The following is a 19,596-nucleotide window of genomic DNA, read 5'->3' on the forward strand; positions in this document are numbered from 1 at the left end:
CGTCGAGGTCGTCGTCGCCGCTGCCGCCCGCGAGCGCGTCGTTGCCCTCGCCGCCGAGCAGCGTGTCGTCATCCGCCCCGCCGTCGAGCGTGTCGTTGCCCGCCAAGCCGCTCAGAACGTCGTCGCCGCCAAGGCCAGAGATCACGTCCGCGCCGGCCGTGCCGGTGAGCAGGTCGTCGAACTCGGTCGGGCCCGCGATCTTGCGCAGCGAGATGTCGTCGAGCGCGACGCCATAGCCGTTTTTGTTCGTCTCGGTGCCTTCGAAGATGAGCTCGTTCTTGCCATCGCCGGCACCGCCTACCACGTGGAACGCATGGGCCTCCCAGGCCGCCGGGGGAATGCCTTCGAAGATGACCTCGCCGCCCCACGAGACGCGGATGCCGTCATCATTGGTCGCGGCGTCGATATCGGCGATCGAGAACTTCAGCTCATAGGTCTTGCCGGCCTCGACGCCCGCGACCGTCTGGACAAGCCTGGCGTTGTTCTTGTTGCCGTCCATGTCGAACCAAGCTTTTCCGTCCAGGGCGCTGACACCGTTCAGGGTATCGAAGTGCACCTCGGCGCGGCCGCCGGCGGCCGTGTTGGTCTGCTTCCAGCCGGGAATGATGCCGCTGTCGTTGCGATAGCCCCAGTCCGGGTTCCAGTTGCCGTTATTGGCGCCCGTCAGGTCCTCGAAGCTGCCATTGACGATCAGGTTTGGATTTTTATCGATCTTGACCATCGAGACGGCGTCGAGCGCCACGCCGGCGCCATTGGAGCTTGGGGTGGTGCTCTCGAAGGTCAGCTTGTTGGACCCGTCGCCGGTGCCACCGATCACATCGAGCGTGATCTCCTGCCATTTGCCCTTCGGAATGCCGGTATAGATGAGCTGTCCGCCCCAGTAGACTTTGACGGTGTCGTTGGCCTGGGCCGTGTCGGTGTCGGCGATGGAGAACTTGAGCTGGTAGGTCGCGCCCTGCTCGACGCCGGCGACGCTCTGGACCAACTTGGCGTTCTTGTTGGCGCCTTCCATATCGAACCAATAGGTTCCTTCTGCAGCGCTGACCCCGCCGATCGTATCCTTGTGCACCTCGGCGCGCGTATCGGCGATATTGGTCCAACCCGGAATGACGCCCCCGGGATTGGTGTTGCGGTAGCCCCAGCTGGCGGCATCGTTGGCGCCGGTCAGGTCCTCGAAACCACCGTTGACGATCAGGTTGACGGGGACGGCCTTGATGGTCAGGCTCATGGCCGCTTCGTCGACGCCGCCATGCCCGTCATTCACCAGGAAGGTGAAGCTGTCTGTGCCGGCGAAGCCTGACGCGGGCGTGTACCTGTAGGTGCCATCGGCATTGATCACGACCGAGCCATGGGCCGGGCCGTCGCCGAGGCTGTAAGCCAGCACGTCGCCGTTGGCATCCGTGGCGGCGAGCCTTCCGGTGAAGACCGTGCCCTGGTCGCCCGTGGCCGCGCCCGCCACTGCTTCCGGCGCCACATTGTCCGGCACCGGCACGCCGGCATCGGCGATCTTGACGAAGTGCACGTCGTCGAGTGCCGCGCCATACCAGTTCTGGTCCGCCTCGGTGCCCTGGAAGATCAGTTCGTTCAAACCGTTGCCGGAACCGCCGACCAGATTGAAGCTGAAGGTGTTCCAGGCGCTGTTCGGGATGCCTTCGTAGACGACCTGGCCGTTCCACAGCACGCGGACGCCGTCGTCGGCGGTCGTGCCATCGGCGTCGGCGATCGAGAAGGTCAGGCGGTAGGTCGCGCCTTCCTCGGCCCGGGCGATCTGCTGCACCAGCGTGACGTTATGGCCATCGCCATCCAGGTCGAAATATTTCGTGCCCTCCTTCGGGCCGACGCCGTTCTGGATGTCCTTGTGGATCTCGACCCGGTTGCCGGCGCGGTCGGTCCAACCGGGAAGCGCGCCGCCCGCGTTGAGCCAGCCCCAGCCATTGCCGGCGACATCCATGCCGGTGACGTCTTCGAAGCCGCCGTTGACGATGAGGTCGGTGCCGATCGCGACCGGCGGCAGCGGCGGTTCGGTCGCGAGATCGGGAGCGGTGGCGAGCACCTGCTCCAGAGCCGGCAGCGCGGCGGCGACCGCGGCGTCGGTTCCGGCCGTCGCATGGCCGGCGAGTTCGGCGCCGGTCCAGGTCACGCCATCCGAGAAGGTGATGGAGGCAGGCAGACCGGCGGCATTGCCGCCGTTGCGGATGACGAGGACGTCGTCGCCGGAGCGGATGATGAGGTTCGCGCCGTCCTGGACGATGGTGACGTCGCCCGAGGCGATGTCGTCGAAGCTGATCGTGCTGGTATTGTCGAGCGAGACCAGATCGATGCCGGCCCCCGCGCGGAACAGCACCTTGTCGCCGCTCGCCAGGATGACGTCGTTGCCGACGCCGCCGTCGAGCAGGTCGCTGCCTTCGTCGCCCTGGAGGAAGTCGGTGCCGCCGCCGCCGACCAGATGGTCGTTGCCCGCGCCGCCGAAGAGCGCGTCGTTGCCGGCATCGCCATAGACGGTGTCGTCACCGCCTTTGGCGCGAACGACGTCGTCGCCCTGCATGGCGTAGACCAGGTCGTTGCCGGCATTGGCCGAGATCACGTTGGCGGCCTCGGAGCCATAGGCGACCTTGACGCCGTCGATCTGCTCGGCCGCCGGGCGGGCGACGTTCATCGAGTCGACGTAGATGGCATCGACGCCCAGGTTGACGAGGTTCTGCACGTCGGACTGCGCGCCGTTGATGGTCCAGGTATGGACTTCGAGGCCGAGCGCATGGGCCTGGTCGACGAGAGCCTTGGTCACGATGCCGGTCGAAGGCGCGATGCCGTCGGCGTATGTCGCGATGTCGGCGAGGTTGTACGAGCCGCTGGTGAGGTAGAGCAGGGAGAAGTCGACGCCGTATTGCGGCATGATCGTGTCATGCAGGCTCCGCAGGTTCGACGACTCGAAGCTGTTGATGTAGACGCGGCTCGGGTCGGTGAAGCCCTTCTCGACCAGCATCTTGATGACCGCTTCGCTGGTCGCGTAGTTCGTGCTCTTGGTCTCGAGCGTGATGCCGATCTGGCGGCCGGTCTCGGCCGAGCGCTGGTTCACCAGGTCGATGACCTGGTCGAAGCGCACGAGGTCGGGGTTCTCCGCGAGAGCCTCCGCATAGGTCTTGCTGGCGAAGCTGTGGTCGTCATGGCTGCAGACGAGGACGCCGTCCTTGGTCAGGTAAAGGTCGGGCTCGATGAAATCCGCGCCCCAGTTGATCGCGGCTTCATAGGCGGCCATCGAGTGGTCGGGATAGGGATTGCTGCCGCGATGGGCGAGGAGTTTGACGTCAGTCATGGTGCAGGCTCTCTAGTCCAGGCGAAACCGATTGCCCGGGCGCCATCGCCCAGGCATTGAAGTGATGATGAAGGGGTAGGTTCCTCGTCCGGGCTCGATGCGTTATTGAGCCGAAGAACCTTTATTGCCTGCAACGAAATCGAGCTTGCTGCTCGCGAGCCGGCAATAACGATTCATTAACTAAGCTCTACCTGCGTCAGCGCTCTAGTCATCGCCCGTGACACTCTCGCGACGCTGAGATGAAGGTGGCGGACTTGATTGCCCGTCCGGCGCGCAGCCTGACGGACGCCGCTTCCGCGCGACCTCTCAGTCGTAGCGGAAGGTGCGGGTGAGCTGGTCCTCGATCGGCTTGGCGAGGTAGGCGAGCGCGGTGCGCATCCCGGTCTGGATGAAGGTCTCGACCGGCATGCCCGGCACGAGCGTCTTGCCTTCGAGCCGCTTCAGCTCGGCCTGGTCCAGGCTGACGCGGGCGGTGTAGTAGGACACGCCGGTCTGCTGCTCGGTGGTCAGGTCGGCCGCGACCTGGCTCAGCCTGCCGCGCAGGTTCGGCGTGGTGGCGGCGTCGAAGGCCGGGAAGCGCAGCAGCACCGTCTGGCCGATGCGCAGCCGGTCGATCATCGGCGGCTCGATCTTGGCCTCGACCACGAGCCCGTCGGTCTCCGGCACGATCAGCATGATCTGCTCGGCCGGGCCGATGACGCCGCCGATCGTATGCACGGTCTTCTGGTGGACGATGCCGTCCTGCGGCGCCCGCATCTCGGTGCGGACCAGCTGGTCCACCGCTGCGATGCGCCGCTCGGAGAGGTCGGCGATCTTGCCGTCGACGTCGCGCAATTCGGTCGCGACCTCGCGGCGCAGGTCCTGGGATATCTGCAGGATCTGCAGCTCGGTCTCGGCGATGCGGCCCTTCACGCGGGCGGTGTCGGCGACGAGGCTGCCCTCCTCGCCGACGAGGCGCGAGGCTTCGCGCTGCAGCGAGGTCAGCCGCGAGATCGCGACGAGGCTCTGGTCGTAGAGCTTCTGCACGCCCTCCAGCTCCTGCCGGATCAGCGTGGATTGCGTGCGCTTCGCCTCGATCTGCGCGGCGAGCCCGCGGATCTCCTCGCGCGACTGGGCGATGCGCTCGCGGAACTGCGAGGTCTGGCCGTCGGCGGCCTCGCGCCGCGAGCGGAACAGCGAAAGCTCGCCGTCCACCGCCTGGCTCACGTTGGGGTCCGAGGCGCGCTCGACCAGGTCCTGCGGCAAGGTGAAGGCCGGCTTGCCGTCGCGCTCGGCCTCGAGGCGGACCTTGCGCGCCTGGAAGCGGCGCAGCTCGATCTCGATCAGCGCCAGGCTCGCCTTGGCATGGGTCTCGTCGAGGCGCACCAGCACGTCGCCCGATTTGACGTGGTCGCCGTCCTTGACGCGGATCTCCGCGACGACGCCGCCCGATGGGTGCTGGATGCGGCGGACATTGCTCTCGACGACGATCTTGCCAGGCGCGATCACCGCGCCGGCCAGCGGCGCGGTCGCGGCCCAGAGTCCGACCGTGCCGAAGAGCACGGCGATGGTCGCGACGCCGAAGAGGGTGGCGCGGCGGATGTCGCGCCAGGGATCGACCGGGGGACGGGCCGTCGGGCCGCGGGCGCCGGCGGCGACGAGCGCGCCAGCATTGGGGTTACGGACGTCAGGCGCGGGCATCGGCGGTCACGATCTTGGGGGTTGCGAAGCCGACGCTGCCTGGTCCCGGCGTTGCCGCCAGGCTCTTGCGCAGGACTTCCTCCTTCGGCCCGAAGGCCTGGACCTGCCCCTCGGCGAGGATCAGCACGAGGTCGATTCCGGCGAGCGCGGAGGGGCGGTGGGCGATGACGATGACGATGCCGCCGCGCTGGCGCACGCCGGCGATGGCTCCGGTCAGGGCGGCGTCGCCCTCGGCGTCGAGATTGGCGTTGGGCTCGTCGAGCACGACCAGGAACGGGTCGCGGTAGAGCGCCCGGGCGAGCGCGATGCGCTGGCGCTGGCCGCCCGACAGGATGCCGCCGGCCTCGCCGATCGGCGTCTCGAAGCCCTTTGGCAGGCCGAGGATCATGTCGTAGGCGCCGGCCGCCTTGGCCGCGGCCAGCACGGCCTCCTCGCTCATCTCCGGATCGAAGCGGGCGATGTTCTCGGCCACCGACCCGGCGAAGAGCTGCACGTCCTGCGGCATGTAGCCGAGGATCGCGCCGCGCTGCTCGGCCGACCATTGCTCGAGCGTGGCGCCGTCGAGGCGCAGGTCGCCGCGCATCGTCGGCCAGACGCCGACGAGCGTGCGCGCCAGGGTCGACTTGCCTGAGGCCGAGGGGCCGATGACGGCGAGGCCCTGGCCGGCATTCAGCGTGAACCCGACATCCTTCAGGATCGGGCTCTGCGCGCCGGGCGCGGAGACGAAGAGGTGGCTGAGCGTCAGCCGCCGCGTCGGCCGCTCCGGTGCGACGAGCGGGGTCGGCCTGCTCTCGCCGAGCGCCGCCTTGAGCCGCGCCCAGGCCTGGCGCGCGCCGACGAAGGGCCGCCAGCTGCCGATGGCGAGCTCGATCGGCGCCAGCGCCCGGCTGCTGAGCACGGACGACGCGATCATCACGCCCGACGAGGCCTGGTCGTTCATGACGAGCCAGGCGCCGACGCCGAGCATGCCCGATTGCAGCATGAAGCGGACGGTCTTCGACAAGGTGCCGAGCGTGCTGGCGAGGTCGGAGGCGCCGAGATTGGTCGCGACGTAGCGGTCGTTGACCCGGTCGAACAGGGCCGTGATGCGCCGCTCCATGCCGAGCGCCGAGACCGCCTCGGCATTGCGCCTGGCCGCCTCCAGCAGCGCCGAGCGCTCGGCGCCGATGCGCGCCGACTCGGTGCTTGGCCGGCGCGTGAGCACTTCGGTCGCCAGAGCGATCAGGATCAGCAGCACGGCGCCGGCGACCAGCGTCCAGCCGAGATAGGGGTGCAGCAGGAAGCAGAGCCCGCCATAGAGCGGGATCCAGGGCAGGTCGAACAGCGTCGTCGGCCCGAGCCCGGAAAGGAAGCCGCGCACGCTGTCGAGGTCGCGCGAGAGCTGCGTGCCGCCGGGGCCGCCGCGCACCTGCGTCGCCAGGATGGTGCCGACGACGGGCGCGGCCAGCTTGCGGTCGAGCGCCACGCCGATCCGATTGAGGATGCGCTGGCGTAGCCAGTCGAACAGGCCGAGCAGCACATAGAGCGCCACCACGATGATCGAGAGCGCCACCAGGGTCGGCAGGCTGCGCGAGGGCAGCACCCGGTCGTAGACCTGGAGCATGTACATCGACCCGGTCAGCATCAGGATGTTGACCAGCGCGGAGAACAGCGCCACCGCGAGAAAGGCGGAGCGGCAGGAGGCCAGGGCCTCGCTCGCGGCATTTTGAGGGGTTTTAGGCAGCAAAATCGTACTCGTGAACCAGAACGCGCAAGCAACCGTGGATACGGTCTTCGAATAGAGGCGGCGGTTAGCGAGCTAGTGCGTCGGTTTAATGACGCGGTTTGATTCTCGTTGAGGATAAAGCCGCGCTCGGACGCGGCGGAGCTTCGAATATAATTGGCTAATTACCTTGAGAAATACGGGTTGTATCGGGGCGATGATCGTGTCGCTTCGGTTGAGTTATTGATTTGCCGGCGAATATAAAGCTTTAAATTTTCACTTACGTTAAGAAACAGTTAACAAACCGTCATCGTGTCGAGTCCATTTGCGCCCCAACGGCTCCTGGATCGGGAGCTGCCCGGCTGGCCGCCCCGCGGCCAGGTCGGCCGCTTTTTCGTTGCGCGCATGTCTGAAGGATTTCGACACAATGGCTCTCGCTCCTGGTTCCATCAGCCTCGTCGGCTACAGCGCTGATTCCGATGACGGCCTCGCCTTCGTCGTCCTGGAGCCCATCCTCGCCGGCTCCGTGATCACCTTCGAGACCGGGGCCGAGTTCGGCAGCGGCGCGGCGAGCTGGACCTGGACGGCGAATGCCGACATCGCGGCCGGCACCCGCGTCACCGTGAACGGCCTCGCCTCCGGCCAGGCGAGCAGCGATCTCGGCACCGTCGAGGAGGGTTCGCCCGAGGACGTCACCGGCAGCATCAAGGGCGCCCGCGTCCATGTCGGCAGCTCGACCGCCCCGACCTTCCTGGCCGAGATCAGCAACGATTTCATCGACCCCACGACCGGCGTCGCGGCCCATGCCGCCCCGGTGGCGGCGCTGCGCGCCGCATCGCCGGAGTTCTCGGTCTCCTCCGGCAGCTCGGCCAAGAGCCAGGCCAGGGTCGCGGCCTTCGCCGAGACGCCGCATGTGGCGGTGCCGGCCGATGGCGGCGCCGCCGCCGCTCCCTCGGACCCGGCCGCGCAGCCTGACGGCGAGGCGGCCGCCCCGACCTATGGCGATGGGGCCGAGACCCTGAACAACGCCGACCTGCTGATCGGCGGCGTCTCGATGCGCGGCGGCAACGACACGCTGATCAACTCCGGCGTGATCGTCGCCACCGACGGCGCCGCCATCGACATGGGCGACGGCGATGACAGCGTCACGCTCGAGGAAGGCTCCAGCGTCTACGGGCAGATCCTGCTCGGCGCCGGCAACGACCAGCTCACCGCGGCCGACGGCGACCTCGACGTCGATGCCGGCGCAGGCAACGACACCGTCACCACCGGCTCGGGCGACGACCTCGTCAAGGGCGGCGCCGGCGACGACGTGCTCGACGGCGGCGAAGGCGACGACGCGCTCCAGGGCGGCGACGACAATGACCGCCTGGTCGGCGGCCTCGGCGACGACATCCTGATCGGCGGCGCCGGCAACGACAGCCTCGTCGGCGGCGAGGGCAACGACACGCTCGTCGGCGGCGACGGCATCGATACGGCCGACTATTCGTCCGAGACCTCGGGCGTCGTGATCAACCTGCTGACCGGCAAGGCGACCGGCGATGACGCCGGCAACGACACGCTCTCGGGCATCGAGAACGCGACCGGCGGCTCCGGCGACGACGAGCTGCGCGGCAACGCCCTCACGAACGTGCTCTCCGGCGGCGCCGGCAAGGATCTCATCGTCATCGGCAGCGGCGACACCGCCCTCGGCGGCGCTGGCGACGACACCATCGAGGTCACGACCGGCACCAGCGGCGTCACCGTCGATGGCGGCGCGGATCGCGACACCGTCAAGCTCATCGGCACCGGCACGGGCACGCTTGCTGCGGTCGCCGGCGTCGAGAAGCTCGTCGTCGAGAGCGGCAGCTGGGCGGTCGCCGCCAGCGAGGCCTATGACGACATCACCATCAAGGGCGCCGGCACGGTAACGACCGGCATCATCGTCAACAACAACGACCACGTCTCGATCGAGGCCGGCGGCAAGCTCGTCGCCGCCACCGCGGTCACCTGGCAGGGCGGCGGCGATGCCGTCATCGACAATGCCGGCACGATCGAGGGTTCCACCCGCGTCCTCGCCAACACCGCCAACGCCACGGGCTCGCTGGAGTTCAACAACCTCGCCGGCGGCGTCATCCGCGGCGCGATCACCCCGAACGCCAATGCGGCCGCCACGGCCGTCATCGAGCTCAACAATGCCGGCCTGATCGAATCCGGCGACGGCGGCCGCGTCATCGACTTCCGCAGCTTCGACGGCAATGGCGGGCACGGCGTCATCAACAACCTGGCGGGCGGCATCATCCGCAACGCCGGCACCAGCACCGACAGCGCCGACGTGATCCGCCCGGGCCAGAACGGCGTCGTGAACAACTGGGGCCTGATCACCGCGGCGACCGGCCTCGTCGCCGGCGGCGATCTGATCGACTTCCAGGGCGATGCCGGCGGCAAGGTCAACAACTATGCGGGCGGTAAGCTCGAAGGCGCCAAGCATGCCGTGACCGGCGAAAGGGCCGTCGCCGTCTATAACGAAGGCACGATGATCGGCCGCAACGGCTCGGCCGTGAACATCGACAGCGACGGCTCGGAGGCGGAGCGCGTCACCATCACCAACAAGGGCACGATGGAGGGCCGCTCGGCGGAGCTCGCCGACAGCGACGGCGACGCCATCGACATCGACGGCCTGCTCACCCTCACCAACTACGGCCGCGTCGCCGGCCTCGGCGCCCAAGGCTATCACGACGGCGAGCCGAACGTCTCCGAGGGCATCGCCATCGGCGGCGGCACCATCGTCAACAATGCCGGCGCCGAGATCTACGGCTACGGTCGCGGCATCCAGGTCGACAATTCCAGCAACGAGAACGCGCTCGGCAAGACGCTCATCGTCAATGACGGCCTGATCCAAGGCGACGGCCACGGCCCCGAGGGCGTCACGCTGACGACGCCCGAGGATATTGCCAAGTTCGACCTGCGCGGCAACGAGGCGATCAAGCTCGTCGGCACCTATGACGACGAGATCATCAACGGCAGCGCCGGCCGGATCATCGGCGGCCTGTCGATGGGCGGCGGCAACGACCACCTGAGCAATTCCGGCCTGATCCAGGCGACCGGCGGCTCGGCGATCGACATGGGCGCCGGCGACGACGTCGTGAACCTCTACATCGGCTCGAACGTCCAGGGCACCATCCTGCTCGGCGACGGCAACGACCGCATCACGATGAACGACTACCTCGGCGCCGTCACCGTCGATGCCGGCAACGGCAATGACGACATCACCACCAGCTTCGGCAACGACGTGATCCATGCCGGGGCCGGCAACGACACCATCTTCGCCGGGACCGGCAACGACACGATCGACGCCGGCAACGGCGACGACACGATCCTCGCCGACGAAGGCAACGACGTCATCGACGGTGGCCAAGGCTTCGACACGCTCTTCCTGGCGCGTGCCACCGGCCCGGTCTATGTCGACTTCGCCGCCGGGCACGTCTCCGGCGCCGGCATCGGCTTCGATACCTTCACGAACATCGAGAGCCTGCTGTTCGGCGAAGGCAGCGACACGGTGATCGGCGGCAATGGCGACGACAGCCTGGACGGTGCCGGCGGCAGCGACACGCTCACCGGCGGCGCTGGCGACGACGCGCTCGCCGGCAGCGCCGGCAACGACGCGCTGAATGGCGGCTCGGGCGATGACAGCCTGGATGGCGGCGCCGACGACGACACCCTCGCCGGCGGTTCGGGCGACGACCACCTGCTCGGCGGCCTCGGCAACGACGTGATCAGCGCCGGCTCCGGCGACGACCACATCGAAGGCGGCGCCGGCAACGACGTGCTGACCGGCGGTTCCGGCAGCGACAACTTCGTCTTCGCGGCCGGCTTCGGCAACGACACGATCACGGACTTCGCCGCCTCGGGCTCGACGACCGACGTGATCGAGTTCTCGACGGACGTGGTCGCCGACTACGCCACGCTGATGGCCACCGCCCACCAGGTCGGCAACGACGTGGTCTTCACCATCGACGACCACACCTCGCTGACGCTGGCGGACATCCAGCTGAACGCGCTCGGCAACGACGATTTCCGCTTCGCCTGATCCGGGTCATGAGCGGCCCTTCGACCGAAGGGCCGCTCATCCTCTCATTCAGCACCCATTTCTAAAGCCGGCTCAAGGGCCGGCTTTTTGATTCCCGGGAGCCATGTTGCGGCTTGGCGCAGCAGCCTCGGCAGCCGGCGCCTGCGGCGTTGAAATACATTTGTGTCATCAAAAATTCATCTGTATGGTCCATGGCAAAATCACCAGCCCCGCTTGCAGGGCCTGGTGCGTATCCCGGCTACGGGAGCGTGTTTTGGAGGGAAGCCATGCAGCGGGTCCTGCAGATTTCGGATACCCATCTGAGTCCGACCAAGCAGCATTTTGCCTGCAATTGGGCGCCGCTCACGGCCTGGCTCGCGGCGCAGCAGCCCGACCTCGTCGTGCATACCGGCGACGTCACGGTCGATGGCGCCGATGTCGACGAGGACATGAGCCATTGCGCCGGCTTGCTGCGCGGGCTCGGCGTCCCCGTGCTCAGCATCCCCGGCAACCACGATGTCGGCGAGGCCTATCACCCGCATCAGCCGGTCAATGAGGGGCGCCTCGCGCGCTGGCGCACGCATCTCGGCGAGGATTTCTGGGCGCGCGATCTCGAAGGCTGGCGGCTGATCGGCCTCAACTCGATGCTGTTCGGCAGCGACGAGAAGGATGAGGCGCGCCAACTCGCCTGGCTGGAGCAGCAGATCGCCGAGGCTGAAGGCCGCCGGCTCGGCTGGTTCCTGCACCGCCCGCTCTTCATCGAGGGGCCGAACGAGGGCGACAAGGGCTATTGGAGCGTTCCGCCCAGGCCGCGCGCCCATCTGCTCGATCTGGTGCGCAAGCATGAGGTCGCCTTCGTCGCCAGCGGCCACCTCCACCGCGCCAACGACTTCGAGCTCGACGGCACCCGCTACATCTGGGGGCCGTCCTCGGGCTTCGTCGTCGGCCCCGAGCTCCAGCCCAGCATGGCCGGCGCCACGACGCTCGGCGCCGTCGCCTACGAATTCGAGGGACGGGAGTTCTCCGCCGCGGTCCATGAGATCACGGCCCTCCAGACGCTCTGGATCGACGACGTGATCCACGAGGTCTACCCGCCGCGCGCGGCTTGAGGCGTGGCCTGCTGCGGCAGGCCCCTCCAACGATAACGACGCTCGAAAACAGACCCGGCAGCCTGATCCAGGCTCGAACAGAAGGGCGAACGACGTGGCAGCAGTCGACCTGGCCTCCATCGCCAAATCCTTTGGCGCGACCAAGGTGCTCGGCGGCGTCGATCTCGACATCGCCGATGGCGAGTTCCTGACGCTGGTCGGCCCCTCCGGCTGCGGCAAGTCCACGCTGATCCGCATCATCGCCGGGCTGGAGAGCCAGGATAGCGGCAGCGTCGCCATCGGCGGCAAGCGCGTCGATCATTTGCGGGCGCATGAGCGGCGCGTGGCGATGGTGTTCCAGTCCTATGCGCTCTACCCGCACATGTCGGTGCGCAACAACATCGCGCTGCCGCTGACCATGTCGCGCCTGAGCCTCTGGCAGCGCCTGCCGCTGCTGCGCCTGCTCTCCGGCCAGCGCCGGCAGGTCATGCGCGGCATCGAGGCCGATGTCGGCGCCGTCGCGGCCCAGCTCCAGCTCGAGCACCTGCTCGACCGCAAGCCGGCACAGCTCTCCGGCGGCCAGCGCCAGCGCGTCGCGCTCGGCCGCGCCATGGTGCGCAGCCCGGACGTCTTCCTGATGGACGAGCCGCTTTCCAATCTCGACGCCAAGCTGCGCGTCCACATGCGCACCGAATTGGCGGAGCTGCACAAGCGCCTCGGCGCCACCTTCATCTACGTCACGCATGACCAGGTCGAGGCGATGACGATGTCCGATCGCGTCGCGATGATGGATGCGGGCTCGATCCTGCAGCTCGGCACGCCTTCGCAGCTTTACGAGAAGCCCGCCTCGCTCAAGGTCGCGCAGTTCATCGGCAGCCCGGCGATCAACCTTCTGCCGGCGAGCGTCGCGAATGGCGGCCGCATCGAACTCTTCGGCCGGCCGCTCGCTTTGGCCGTGGCTGAAGGGCAGGGCGCTTCGGTCACGCTCGGCATCAGGGCCGAAGCGCTGAGCCTCGTCCCGGGCGAACCGGGCCATGCCGGCCGCCCCTGGTTCTCGGCGCGGCTGCGCCGCAAGGAGAATCTTGGCTCCGAATACATCCTGCATTTCGATCTCGCCGGCCGCGATGCCCAGGGCGTGACGATGCGCGCCAGCCCGGCCGTCGCCGCCAGCCTTAGCGAGGCGGCCGAGTTCGCGCTCGGCTTCGACGAGGCTGCCTGCCACGTCTTCAACGCCGCCGGCGATCGGCTCGAGCCGAAGGCGCCAGGCGCAGCCACTGCTTCCGTCGTCCCATTGAGGGCATGACGATGAACGCCATCGCCCTAGCCAGCGCCCCACCCGCCGCCATGCGCCGCCGGCTCTGGATCGAGCGCTTCACCGGCCTCGGCTTCGTGCTGCCGGCCTTCATCCTGCTCGCGTTGACGATCCTGCTGCCGCTCGTCGTCCTCCTGCTGCTGAGCGTGACGAACTACGAGTTCGGCGGCGTCTCCGCCGACTGGCTCGGCTTCAAGAACTACGCCAAGGCGTTGGCCGATCCGGTCATCCGCCGCGCCGTGGTCAACACGCTGGTCTATGTCGCGATCGTCGTGCCGGGCGGCGTCTTCGGCGCTTTGCTGATCGCCATCCTGGTGCAGCGCCGGCGCAAGACGCGCTCGCTCTACGAGGTGATCTACTTCCTGCCGGTGACCTCGACGCTGATCGCCATGGCGACGGTCTGGCAGTTCCTGCTGCACCCCTCGCTCGGGCCGGTCAACGCCGTGCTGAAATGGTTCGGCTTCGGGCAGATCGCCTTCCTCAGCGAGCCCTCGACGGCGCTGGCGACGCTCGCCGTGATCGGCATCTGGCAGCTGCTCGGCTTCAACATGATCCTGTTCCTGGCTGGGCTGACCGCGATCCCGCGCGATCTCTACGAGGCGGCCGAGATCGACGGCTGCGCCGGCGGCATCGACCGCTTCCTGACCATCACCTGGCCGCTGCTGGGGCCGACCACGATGTTCGTCATCGTCACCACCATGATCACCGCCTTCAAGATCTTCGACACCGTGGCGGTGATGACGCGCGGTGGGCCGATCGGCTCGACCGAGGTGCTGCTCTACAACATCTATCTCGAAGGCTTTCAGTACTTCCACACCGGCTATGCCGCGGCGCTGACCTTCATCTTCCTCGCCTTCATCCTCGTCTTCTCGGCCGTGCAGACCTTCGCCCTCGACAAGAAGGTGCATTACTGATGGCCGAGATCGCGCTCCCCGCCGCCGGCCCGGTTGCCGCGCCGATCACGCCCGCTGGCGCAATCGCCCGGCGCCTGTTTTCGCTCGTGCTGATCCATGGCATCCTGATCGCGGGCGCGATCTTCATGCTGCTGCCCTTCGTCTGGATGCTGATCACCTCGATCAAGCCGCCGAGCGAGATCTTCAACGCCGAAATCTCGCTCTGGCCGAAGCAGTTCTACGGCGTCGAGAATTACAGCTTCGCGCTCTCGAAGGCGCCGCTGCTGCGCTTCGCGCTGAACGGCGTCATCCTCTGCGTCGGCATCCTCGTGGTCCAGCTCCTGGTCGCGATCCCCTGCGCCTATGCGCTGGCCAAGCTGCGCTTCCCCGGCCGCGACGCGCTCTTCGTGCTGGTGCTGCTCGGTCTCTGCATCCCTGTGCAGGTGCCGGCCATGCCGCTCTACATCGCGCTCGCCGAGCTCGGGCTGCTCAACACCTATTTCTCGATGATGGTGCCGTTCTTCCTCTCGGTCTTCGCCATCTTCCTGTTCCGCCAGTTCTTCCGCAGCTTCCCCGACGACATCATCCATGCCGCCCGGCTCGACGGCATGAGCGAGTTCGAGATCGTCTGGCGCATCGTCACCCCGAGCGCCTGGCCGGCCATCGCCGCCTTCTCGGTGTTCTCGGCGGTGGCGCATTGGAACGACCTCTACTGGCCCCTCATCGTCATTTCCGACGCGAAGCTGGCGCCGCCGCCGCTGGGAATGATGTTCTTCGCCGATGCGGAGACGGGGTCGAACTACGGCGCCCTGACGGCAGCCGCGACCATCCTCACGGCGCCGCTGGTGATCGCATTTCTCATCGCACGACGGAGGTTCATCGACGGCATCACGATGACCGGAGTGAAGTAGCCCACCCCTTTAGCCAGTTTCCTCGATCCCTACGGAGAACACCCATGAAACGTCTCAGTCGAGTGCTCGCTGCGGCGACGCTCGCTCTCGTCGCCAGCACGGCGGCGCGGGCCCAGGAGGTCACGCTCGACGTCCTCTACGCCTTCCCGGCCTTCGCGAAGTTCCACGAGCCCATCGCCGCGGAGTTCATGAAGAAGAACCCCAACATCAAGATCAACTTCCGCGCCCCGGCGGCGAGCTATGACGAGGGGCATCAGACGATGCTGCGTCAGTCCGTCACCAACCAGCTGCCGGACGTCTACTATTCCGGCTTCCACCTGCTGACCGAGCTGGTCGACACGCTCGACAAGCGCAAGCAGGTCGTCGATCTCGGGCCGATGCTCGCGGCCGAGCCCGAAGCCTGGCGCAAGGCCAACTACTCCGACGCGCTGCTCTCGCTCGGCCAGGTCCATGGCAAGCAGGCGGGCCTCGCCTTCAACGCCTCGACCCCGCTGATGTATTTCAACGCCGAGCTGGTGAAGAAGGCCGGCGGCGACCCGGAGAAGATGCCGGACAACTGGACCGACCTGCTGGCGCTGGCCAAGAAGATCCGCACCACCGACACCGCCGGCCTCGCCTACAACATCCATGACTGGCCGGATGACTGGCTCTGGCGCGGCATGGTTCTGCAGGGCGGCTCGACGCTGCTGAGCGCCGACGAGACCAAGGTCGCCTTCGGCGGCGAGTACGGCCAGAAGATCCTCGAGACGCTGCGCAGCCTCGTCACCGAAGGCGGCATGCCGCTGATCGACTGGGACCAGTCGCGCCAGCAGTTCATCGCCGGCAAGATGGGCATCTTCTTCGACACCCCGGCGCGCCTGCGCCAGGTCACCGACCTCGTCGGCGAGCGCTTCACCATGAAGACGGCGCTGTTCCCGATCGACGACAAGGCCAAGGGCAAGCTGCCGACCGGCGGCAACGCCGCCCTGATCACCGCCAAGGACCCGGCCAAGCAGAAGGCGGCCTGGGAGTTCATCAAGTTCGTCACCGGCCCCGAGGCTCAGAAGATCGTGGTCGAGAGCGCCGGCTACATGCCGACCAACCTGCGCGCCGGCGACGACGCCTTCCTCGGCCCGTTCTACAAGGACAACGCCAACTTCCGCACCATCAACGGCCAGGTCTCCCGCGCCGCGCCGTGGCAGGGCTATCCGGGCGGCAACTCGGTGCGCATCTGGCGCCAGCAGCGCGAGGTCGTCAGCGGCGTGATGCGCGGCGACATCACCCCGAAGGCCGGCATCGAGCGCATCGTCTCCGAGACCGAAGCGCTGATGAAGTGAGCTTTACGCTCTGACGCTATCGCCGCTCGGCCGTTGTAGCCGGGCGGCATCACGTTTGAGCCCTCATCCTGAGTGTCCGGTCGATCAATGAGCCCTCATCCTGAGGAGCCGCGTAGCGGCGTCTCGAAGGATGCTCCAGCCTGCCCCGGAGCCTCCTGGATCATCCTTCGAGACGCGCCTGCGGCGCTCCTCAGGATGAGGGCTCAGTTTCCAGACAATCTCTCACCCGCGACAGGCTTTCCGATGATCATCGCCCAGCTCAGCGATTTCCATGCCCGGCCCATCGGCCGCCCCGCCTATGGCATCGTCGACACCAACGCGGCGATCCACCGCGCCGTCGCGGTCGTGCTAGCAATGGAGCCGCGTCCTGATTGCGTGCTGGTCACCGGCGATCTCGCCGATTGCGGGCTGCCGGAAGAATACGAGATCGTGCAGGAGGCGCTCAGGAGGTTGCCCATGCCGGTCTATGTCGTGCCCGGCAATCACGACCGGCGCGAGACCTTCGCCGAAGTGCTGGGACGCGACCATTCCTACCTGCCGAAGGCTGGCTTCCTGCATTATACGGTCGAGGATTTTCCGGTTCGGCTGATCGGCCTCGACACGGTGATGGCAGGCGAGGATGGCGGCGAGATTTGCGCCGAGCGCGAGGCCTGGCTGGCCGAGCGGCTGCGCGAAGGGCAAGGGCGCCCGACCATCGTCTTCATGCACCATCCACCCTTCCGCGTCGGCGTCGACGGCATGGACGTCATGCCGTGCCGGGTCACGCGCGGCTTCGTCGAGACCATTGCCCGCCATCCCGAGATCGAGCGCGTGCTCTGCGGCCATTACCACCGGCCGATCCAGCTGCGTTTCGCCGGCCGCATCGGCTATGTTGCGCCCGGTACAGCCCACCAGGTCGCGCTCGACCTGCGCCGCGGCACGGAAAACCGCTTCATCATGGAGCCGCCGGCTTTCGCCGTGCATGTCTGGCACGAGGAGATCGGCATCGTCAGCCATCTCCAGCCGATCGGCGATTACGGCCCGGCGCGCGATTTCGTGCTCGACCCCGCCTATCCCGGACAGGCCAAGCCGGCCGCCGCCTATGTCTGAGCGCCAGTTCTCCGTTCTGCTGGGTGAGGCCGATGCGCTCGCCCGCGACGCCGCCGAACTCCTGGTCCGCATGCAGGGCGAGCAACCCGTCGTCACCCGCAAGGACCTGCGCGATGTCGTCACCGCCGCCGACCTCGCCTCGGAAAAGCTCGTTATCGAAGGCCTGCGCAAGCTGACGCCGGAGGCCGCGATCCTCTCCGAGGAGGCCGGCTTCTCCGGCTCCACTGCGGGCCCGCGCTGGATCATCGATCCGCTCGACGGCACCGTGAACTATGCCAGCGGCCTGCCCTGGTTCTCGGTGACGATGGCCTATCAGGAGCAGGGCAGGACTGTGCTCGGACTGACCCACGCGCCGCTCGCGGGGATCGTCGCGCGCTACAGCGCCGATGGCATTGCCACGATCAACGATCGGCCAGCCGCGGTCTCGGGAACGGAGCGCCTCTCCGACGCCGTCGTCTCCGTCGTGCTGACCTCGCACTACACCACCGACGAGATCGCGCGGACGACGAACGTCATCCGCCGCCTCGCCGAGCTGACGCGCGGCGTCCGCATCGTCGTCTCAGGCGGGCTGGAGATGTCGCTGGTCGCGGCCGGGCGGCTCGATTCCTTCGTGGGCCTGAAGGCCGATATCGTCTCGCATGCCGCCGCACTGCCGCTGGTGCGTGCTGCGGGTGGACGCGTAACCATGGTTGATGGCCGCGATTCCGGCGACGACGATCTCGAGAAGGTCGCCTCCAACGGCCTTATCCATGACGAGCTACTGGAGGCGATCCGAAGCGCGTGAGGGCCTCAGCGCAGCGCGAGATGCCGCTCGAACCTCGCGCGTTTCGCGGCGAGCGCCTCGGCCATCGCCTGGATCGGCTGGATTTCGCTATCGTCCGCGGCATCGCCGGCATCGGCCAGCAAAGGCCCGCCAATGCCTTGCCGGGCGAGGCGGGCGGCCCCGAGCGCCGGCCCGACAGCTGCGCTTTGCGAGCGCGTCAATGGCATGCCGATGGCGCTGGCGACGAGGTTTGCCCAAAGCGGGCTATGCGAGCCACCACCGACCAGCGCCACCTGTTCGGTCTTAGCCCCGGTCCAGAGCAGGGCGCGATGGCAATCGCCCAGCGCCAGCGCCACGCCTTCGAGCACGGCCTGCACCAGATGCAGCCTCGTCGTCGCCATGCTCAGCCCGGAAAAGGCTCCGGTGAGGCCGGCATCGTCATGCGGCGTGCGCTCCCCGGTGAGATAGGGCGTGAAGACCGGCGTCTCGCTGATCGGAATACCGGCCGCCTCGACCTCGCGGATCAGCTTCGGGATGTCGCTGGCGCCCACGATGCCTGCGACCCAGCTCAGCGCCGCACCGGCGCTGAGGATGCAGCCATTCTGCGCGAACAGCCCCTCGACCGCATGGCGATGCGTGTGCATGCCTTGCCCGCGCGCCGGCAGGAAACGGTCGTTGGCGAGGAAGTAGACGCCGGAGGTGCCGAGGCTGATCGAGGCCATGCCCGCCGCGACGATGCCGGCACCGACGCCGCCGCACATGTTGTCGCCGGCGCCGCCGACGACCGGTGTCTGTGCCGCCATGCCCCAGCGTCGCGCGAGTTCGGGACGCAGCCCGCCGCTGACCTCGTGCGAAGCAATCAGGGCCGGCAATTGCCTGCGGTCCACCCCGCAGGCCGAAAGCAGATCAGAGCTCCATTCCCGCGCCAGCGTATCCATCAGCAGCGTGGCGCTGGCATCGGCATGGTCGCTCGCCGCAACGCCGGTCAGCCGCAGCCGGACATAGTCCTTGGGCAGCAGGATGCGCTGTGTCTTCGCCAGGGTGTCCGGCTCGTGCCGGGCGAGCCAGAGCAGCTTTGGCGCGGGAAAGCCCACCATCGCGCGGCAGCCGACCAGCCCGGCGAAATCCGGCACGGCAGCTTCGATCTCGGCGCATTCGGCCGTGGCGCGGCCGTCATTCCACAGGAGCGCCGGCCGCAGCGGCCGATCGTTTGCATCGAGGCAGGTCACGCCGAGCATCTGGCCGGAGAGGCCGATCGCGCCGATCGCCGCCATGCGCTTCGGCTCGGCCGCAGCCAGGGCATCGAGTGTCGCGGCGACGGCCTGCCACCAATCCTCCGGCTCCTGCTCGCACCAGAGCGGCTGTGGGCGCGAGACGCTCAGCGGCGCCGCGGCTTCCGCGACGATGTGATCGCGCTCGTCGACGAGGACGGATTTGACGCCGGAGGTGCCGAGGTCGATGCCGAGGACGAGGGGCACGGC

At 67.7% G+C, this 19,596-nt stretch carries 12 protein-coding genes; 8 read left to right on the forward strand and 4 right to left on the reverse strand.

Features of this window, described 5'->3' with window-relative positions; all coding sequences use genetic code 11:
* The 3 genes from DWF00_RS23990 to DWF00_RS24000 all read right to left on the reverse strand — a co-directional run.
* On the reverse strand, positions 1 to 3,313 hold a 3,313-nt coding region (locus DWF00_RS23990; protein WP_181832737.1), incomplete at its 3' end, for a glycerophosphodiester phosphodiesterase family protein.
* Between the two features lie 306 nt (positions 3,314 to 3,619).
* Positions 3,620 to 4,993: an HlyD family type I secretion periplasmic adaptor subunit gene (locus DWF00_RS23995; protein WP_114830411.1), complete on the reverse strand. Its 1,374-nt coding sequence runs from the start codon at positions 4,991 to 4,993 to the stop codon at positions 3,620 to 3,622.
* A complete protein-coding gene (locus DWF00_RS24000) occupies positions 4,980 to 6,719 on the reverse strand; it encodes a type I secretion system permease/ATPase (RefSeq protein WP_245974264.1) in 1,740 nt (579 codons plus the stop codon). Before DWF00_RS24000 ends, DWF00_RS23995 begins: the two co-directional genes overlap by 14 nt.
* A 403-nt stretch (positions 6,720 to 7,122) precedes the next feature.
* Here DWF00_RS24000 and DWF00_RS24005 point away from each other — a divergent pair, with 403 nt between their 5' ends.
* The 8 genes from DWF00_RS24005 (at position 7,123) to DWF00_RS24040 (ending at position 18,136) form a co-directional block, all read left to right on the forward strand.
* Positions 7,123 to 10,764 (forward strand): beta strand repeat-containing protein, encoded by a 3,642-nt coding sequence (locus DWF00_RS24005; protein ID WP_114830409.1) that lies wholly within the window; start codon positions 7,123 to 7,125, stop codon positions 10,762 to 10,764.
* A 266-nt stretch (positions 10,765 to 11,030) separates the two neighbouring features.
* Positions 11,031 to 11,852, forward strand: a complete 822-nt coding sequence (locus tag DWF00_RS24010) for a metallophosphoesterase family protein (RefSeq protein WP_114830408.1) — start codon at positions 11,031 to 11,033, stop codon at positions 11,850 to 11,852.
* 94 nt (positions 11,853 to 11,946) lie between these two features.
* On the forward strand, positions 11,947 to 13,134 hold the full coding sequence (locus DWF00_RS24015) for an ABC transporter ATP-binding protein (RefSeq protein ID WP_114830407.1): 1,188 nt from the start codon (positions 11,947 to 11,949) through the stop codon (positions 13,132 to 13,134).
* Positions 13,131 to 14,057 carry a carbohydrate ABC transporter permease gene (locus DWF00_RS24020; RefSeq protein ID WP_114830406.1) on the forward strand — a complete coding sequence of 309 codons (927 nt, stop codon included), beginning with the start codon at positions 13,131 to 13,133 and terminating at the stop codon, positions 14,055 to 14,057. The genes DWF00_RS24015 and DWF00_RS24020 overlap by 4 nt, the downstream gene beginning before the upstream one ends.
* Positions 14,058 to 14,182: 125 nt before the next feature.
* Complete coding sequence (locus DWF00_RS24025; protein WP_245974281.1) at positions 14,183 to 14,947, forward strand: carbohydrate ABC transporter permease; 765 nt, start codon at positions 14,183 to 14,185, stop codon at positions 14,945 to 14,947.
* Positions 14,948 to 14,991: 44 nt separating this feature from the next.
* Positions 14,992 to 16,263 carry an ABC transporter substrate-binding protein gene (locus DWF00_RS24030; RefSeq protein ID WP_114830404.1) on the forward strand — a complete coding sequence of 424 codons (1,272 nt, stop codon included), beginning with the start codon at positions 14,992 to 14,994 and terminating at the stop codon, positions 16,261 to 16,263.
* 243 nt (positions 16,264 to 16,506) lie between these two features.
* Positions 16,507 to 17,352, forward strand: coding sequence for a phosphodiesterase (locus tag DWF00_RS24035; protein WP_114830403.1), 846 nt, complete (start codon positions 16,507 to 16,509; stop codon positions 17,350 to 17,352).
* Positions 17,345 to 18,136: an inositol monophosphatase family protein gene (locus tag DWF00_RS24040; protein ID WP_181832736.1), complete on the forward strand. Its 792-nt coding sequence runs from the start codon at positions 17,345 to 17,347 to the stop codon at positions 18,134 to 18,136. Before DWF00_RS24035 ends, DWF00_RS24040 begins: the two co-directional genes overlap by 8 nt.
* Before the next feature lie 5 nt (positions 18,137 to 18,141).
* Here the strand turns inward: DWF00_RS24040 and xylB are convergent, their stop codons facing one another.
* Positions 18,142 to 19,593 carry a xylulokinase gene (xylB, locus tag DWF00_RS24045; protein WP_114830401.1) on the reverse strand — a complete coding sequence of 484 codons (1,452 nt, stop codon included), beginning with the start codon at positions 19,591 to 19,593 and terminating at the stop codon, positions 18,142 to 18,144.
* Positions 19,594 to 19,596 lie beyond the last annotated feature (3 nt).

Origin of the sequence: Allobosea caraganae, assembly GCF_003351345.1 — a bacterium.
Classification (GTDB): domain Bacteria; phylum Pseudomonadota; class Alphaproteobacteria; order Rhizobiales; family Beijerinckiaceae; genus Allobosea; species Allobosea caraganae.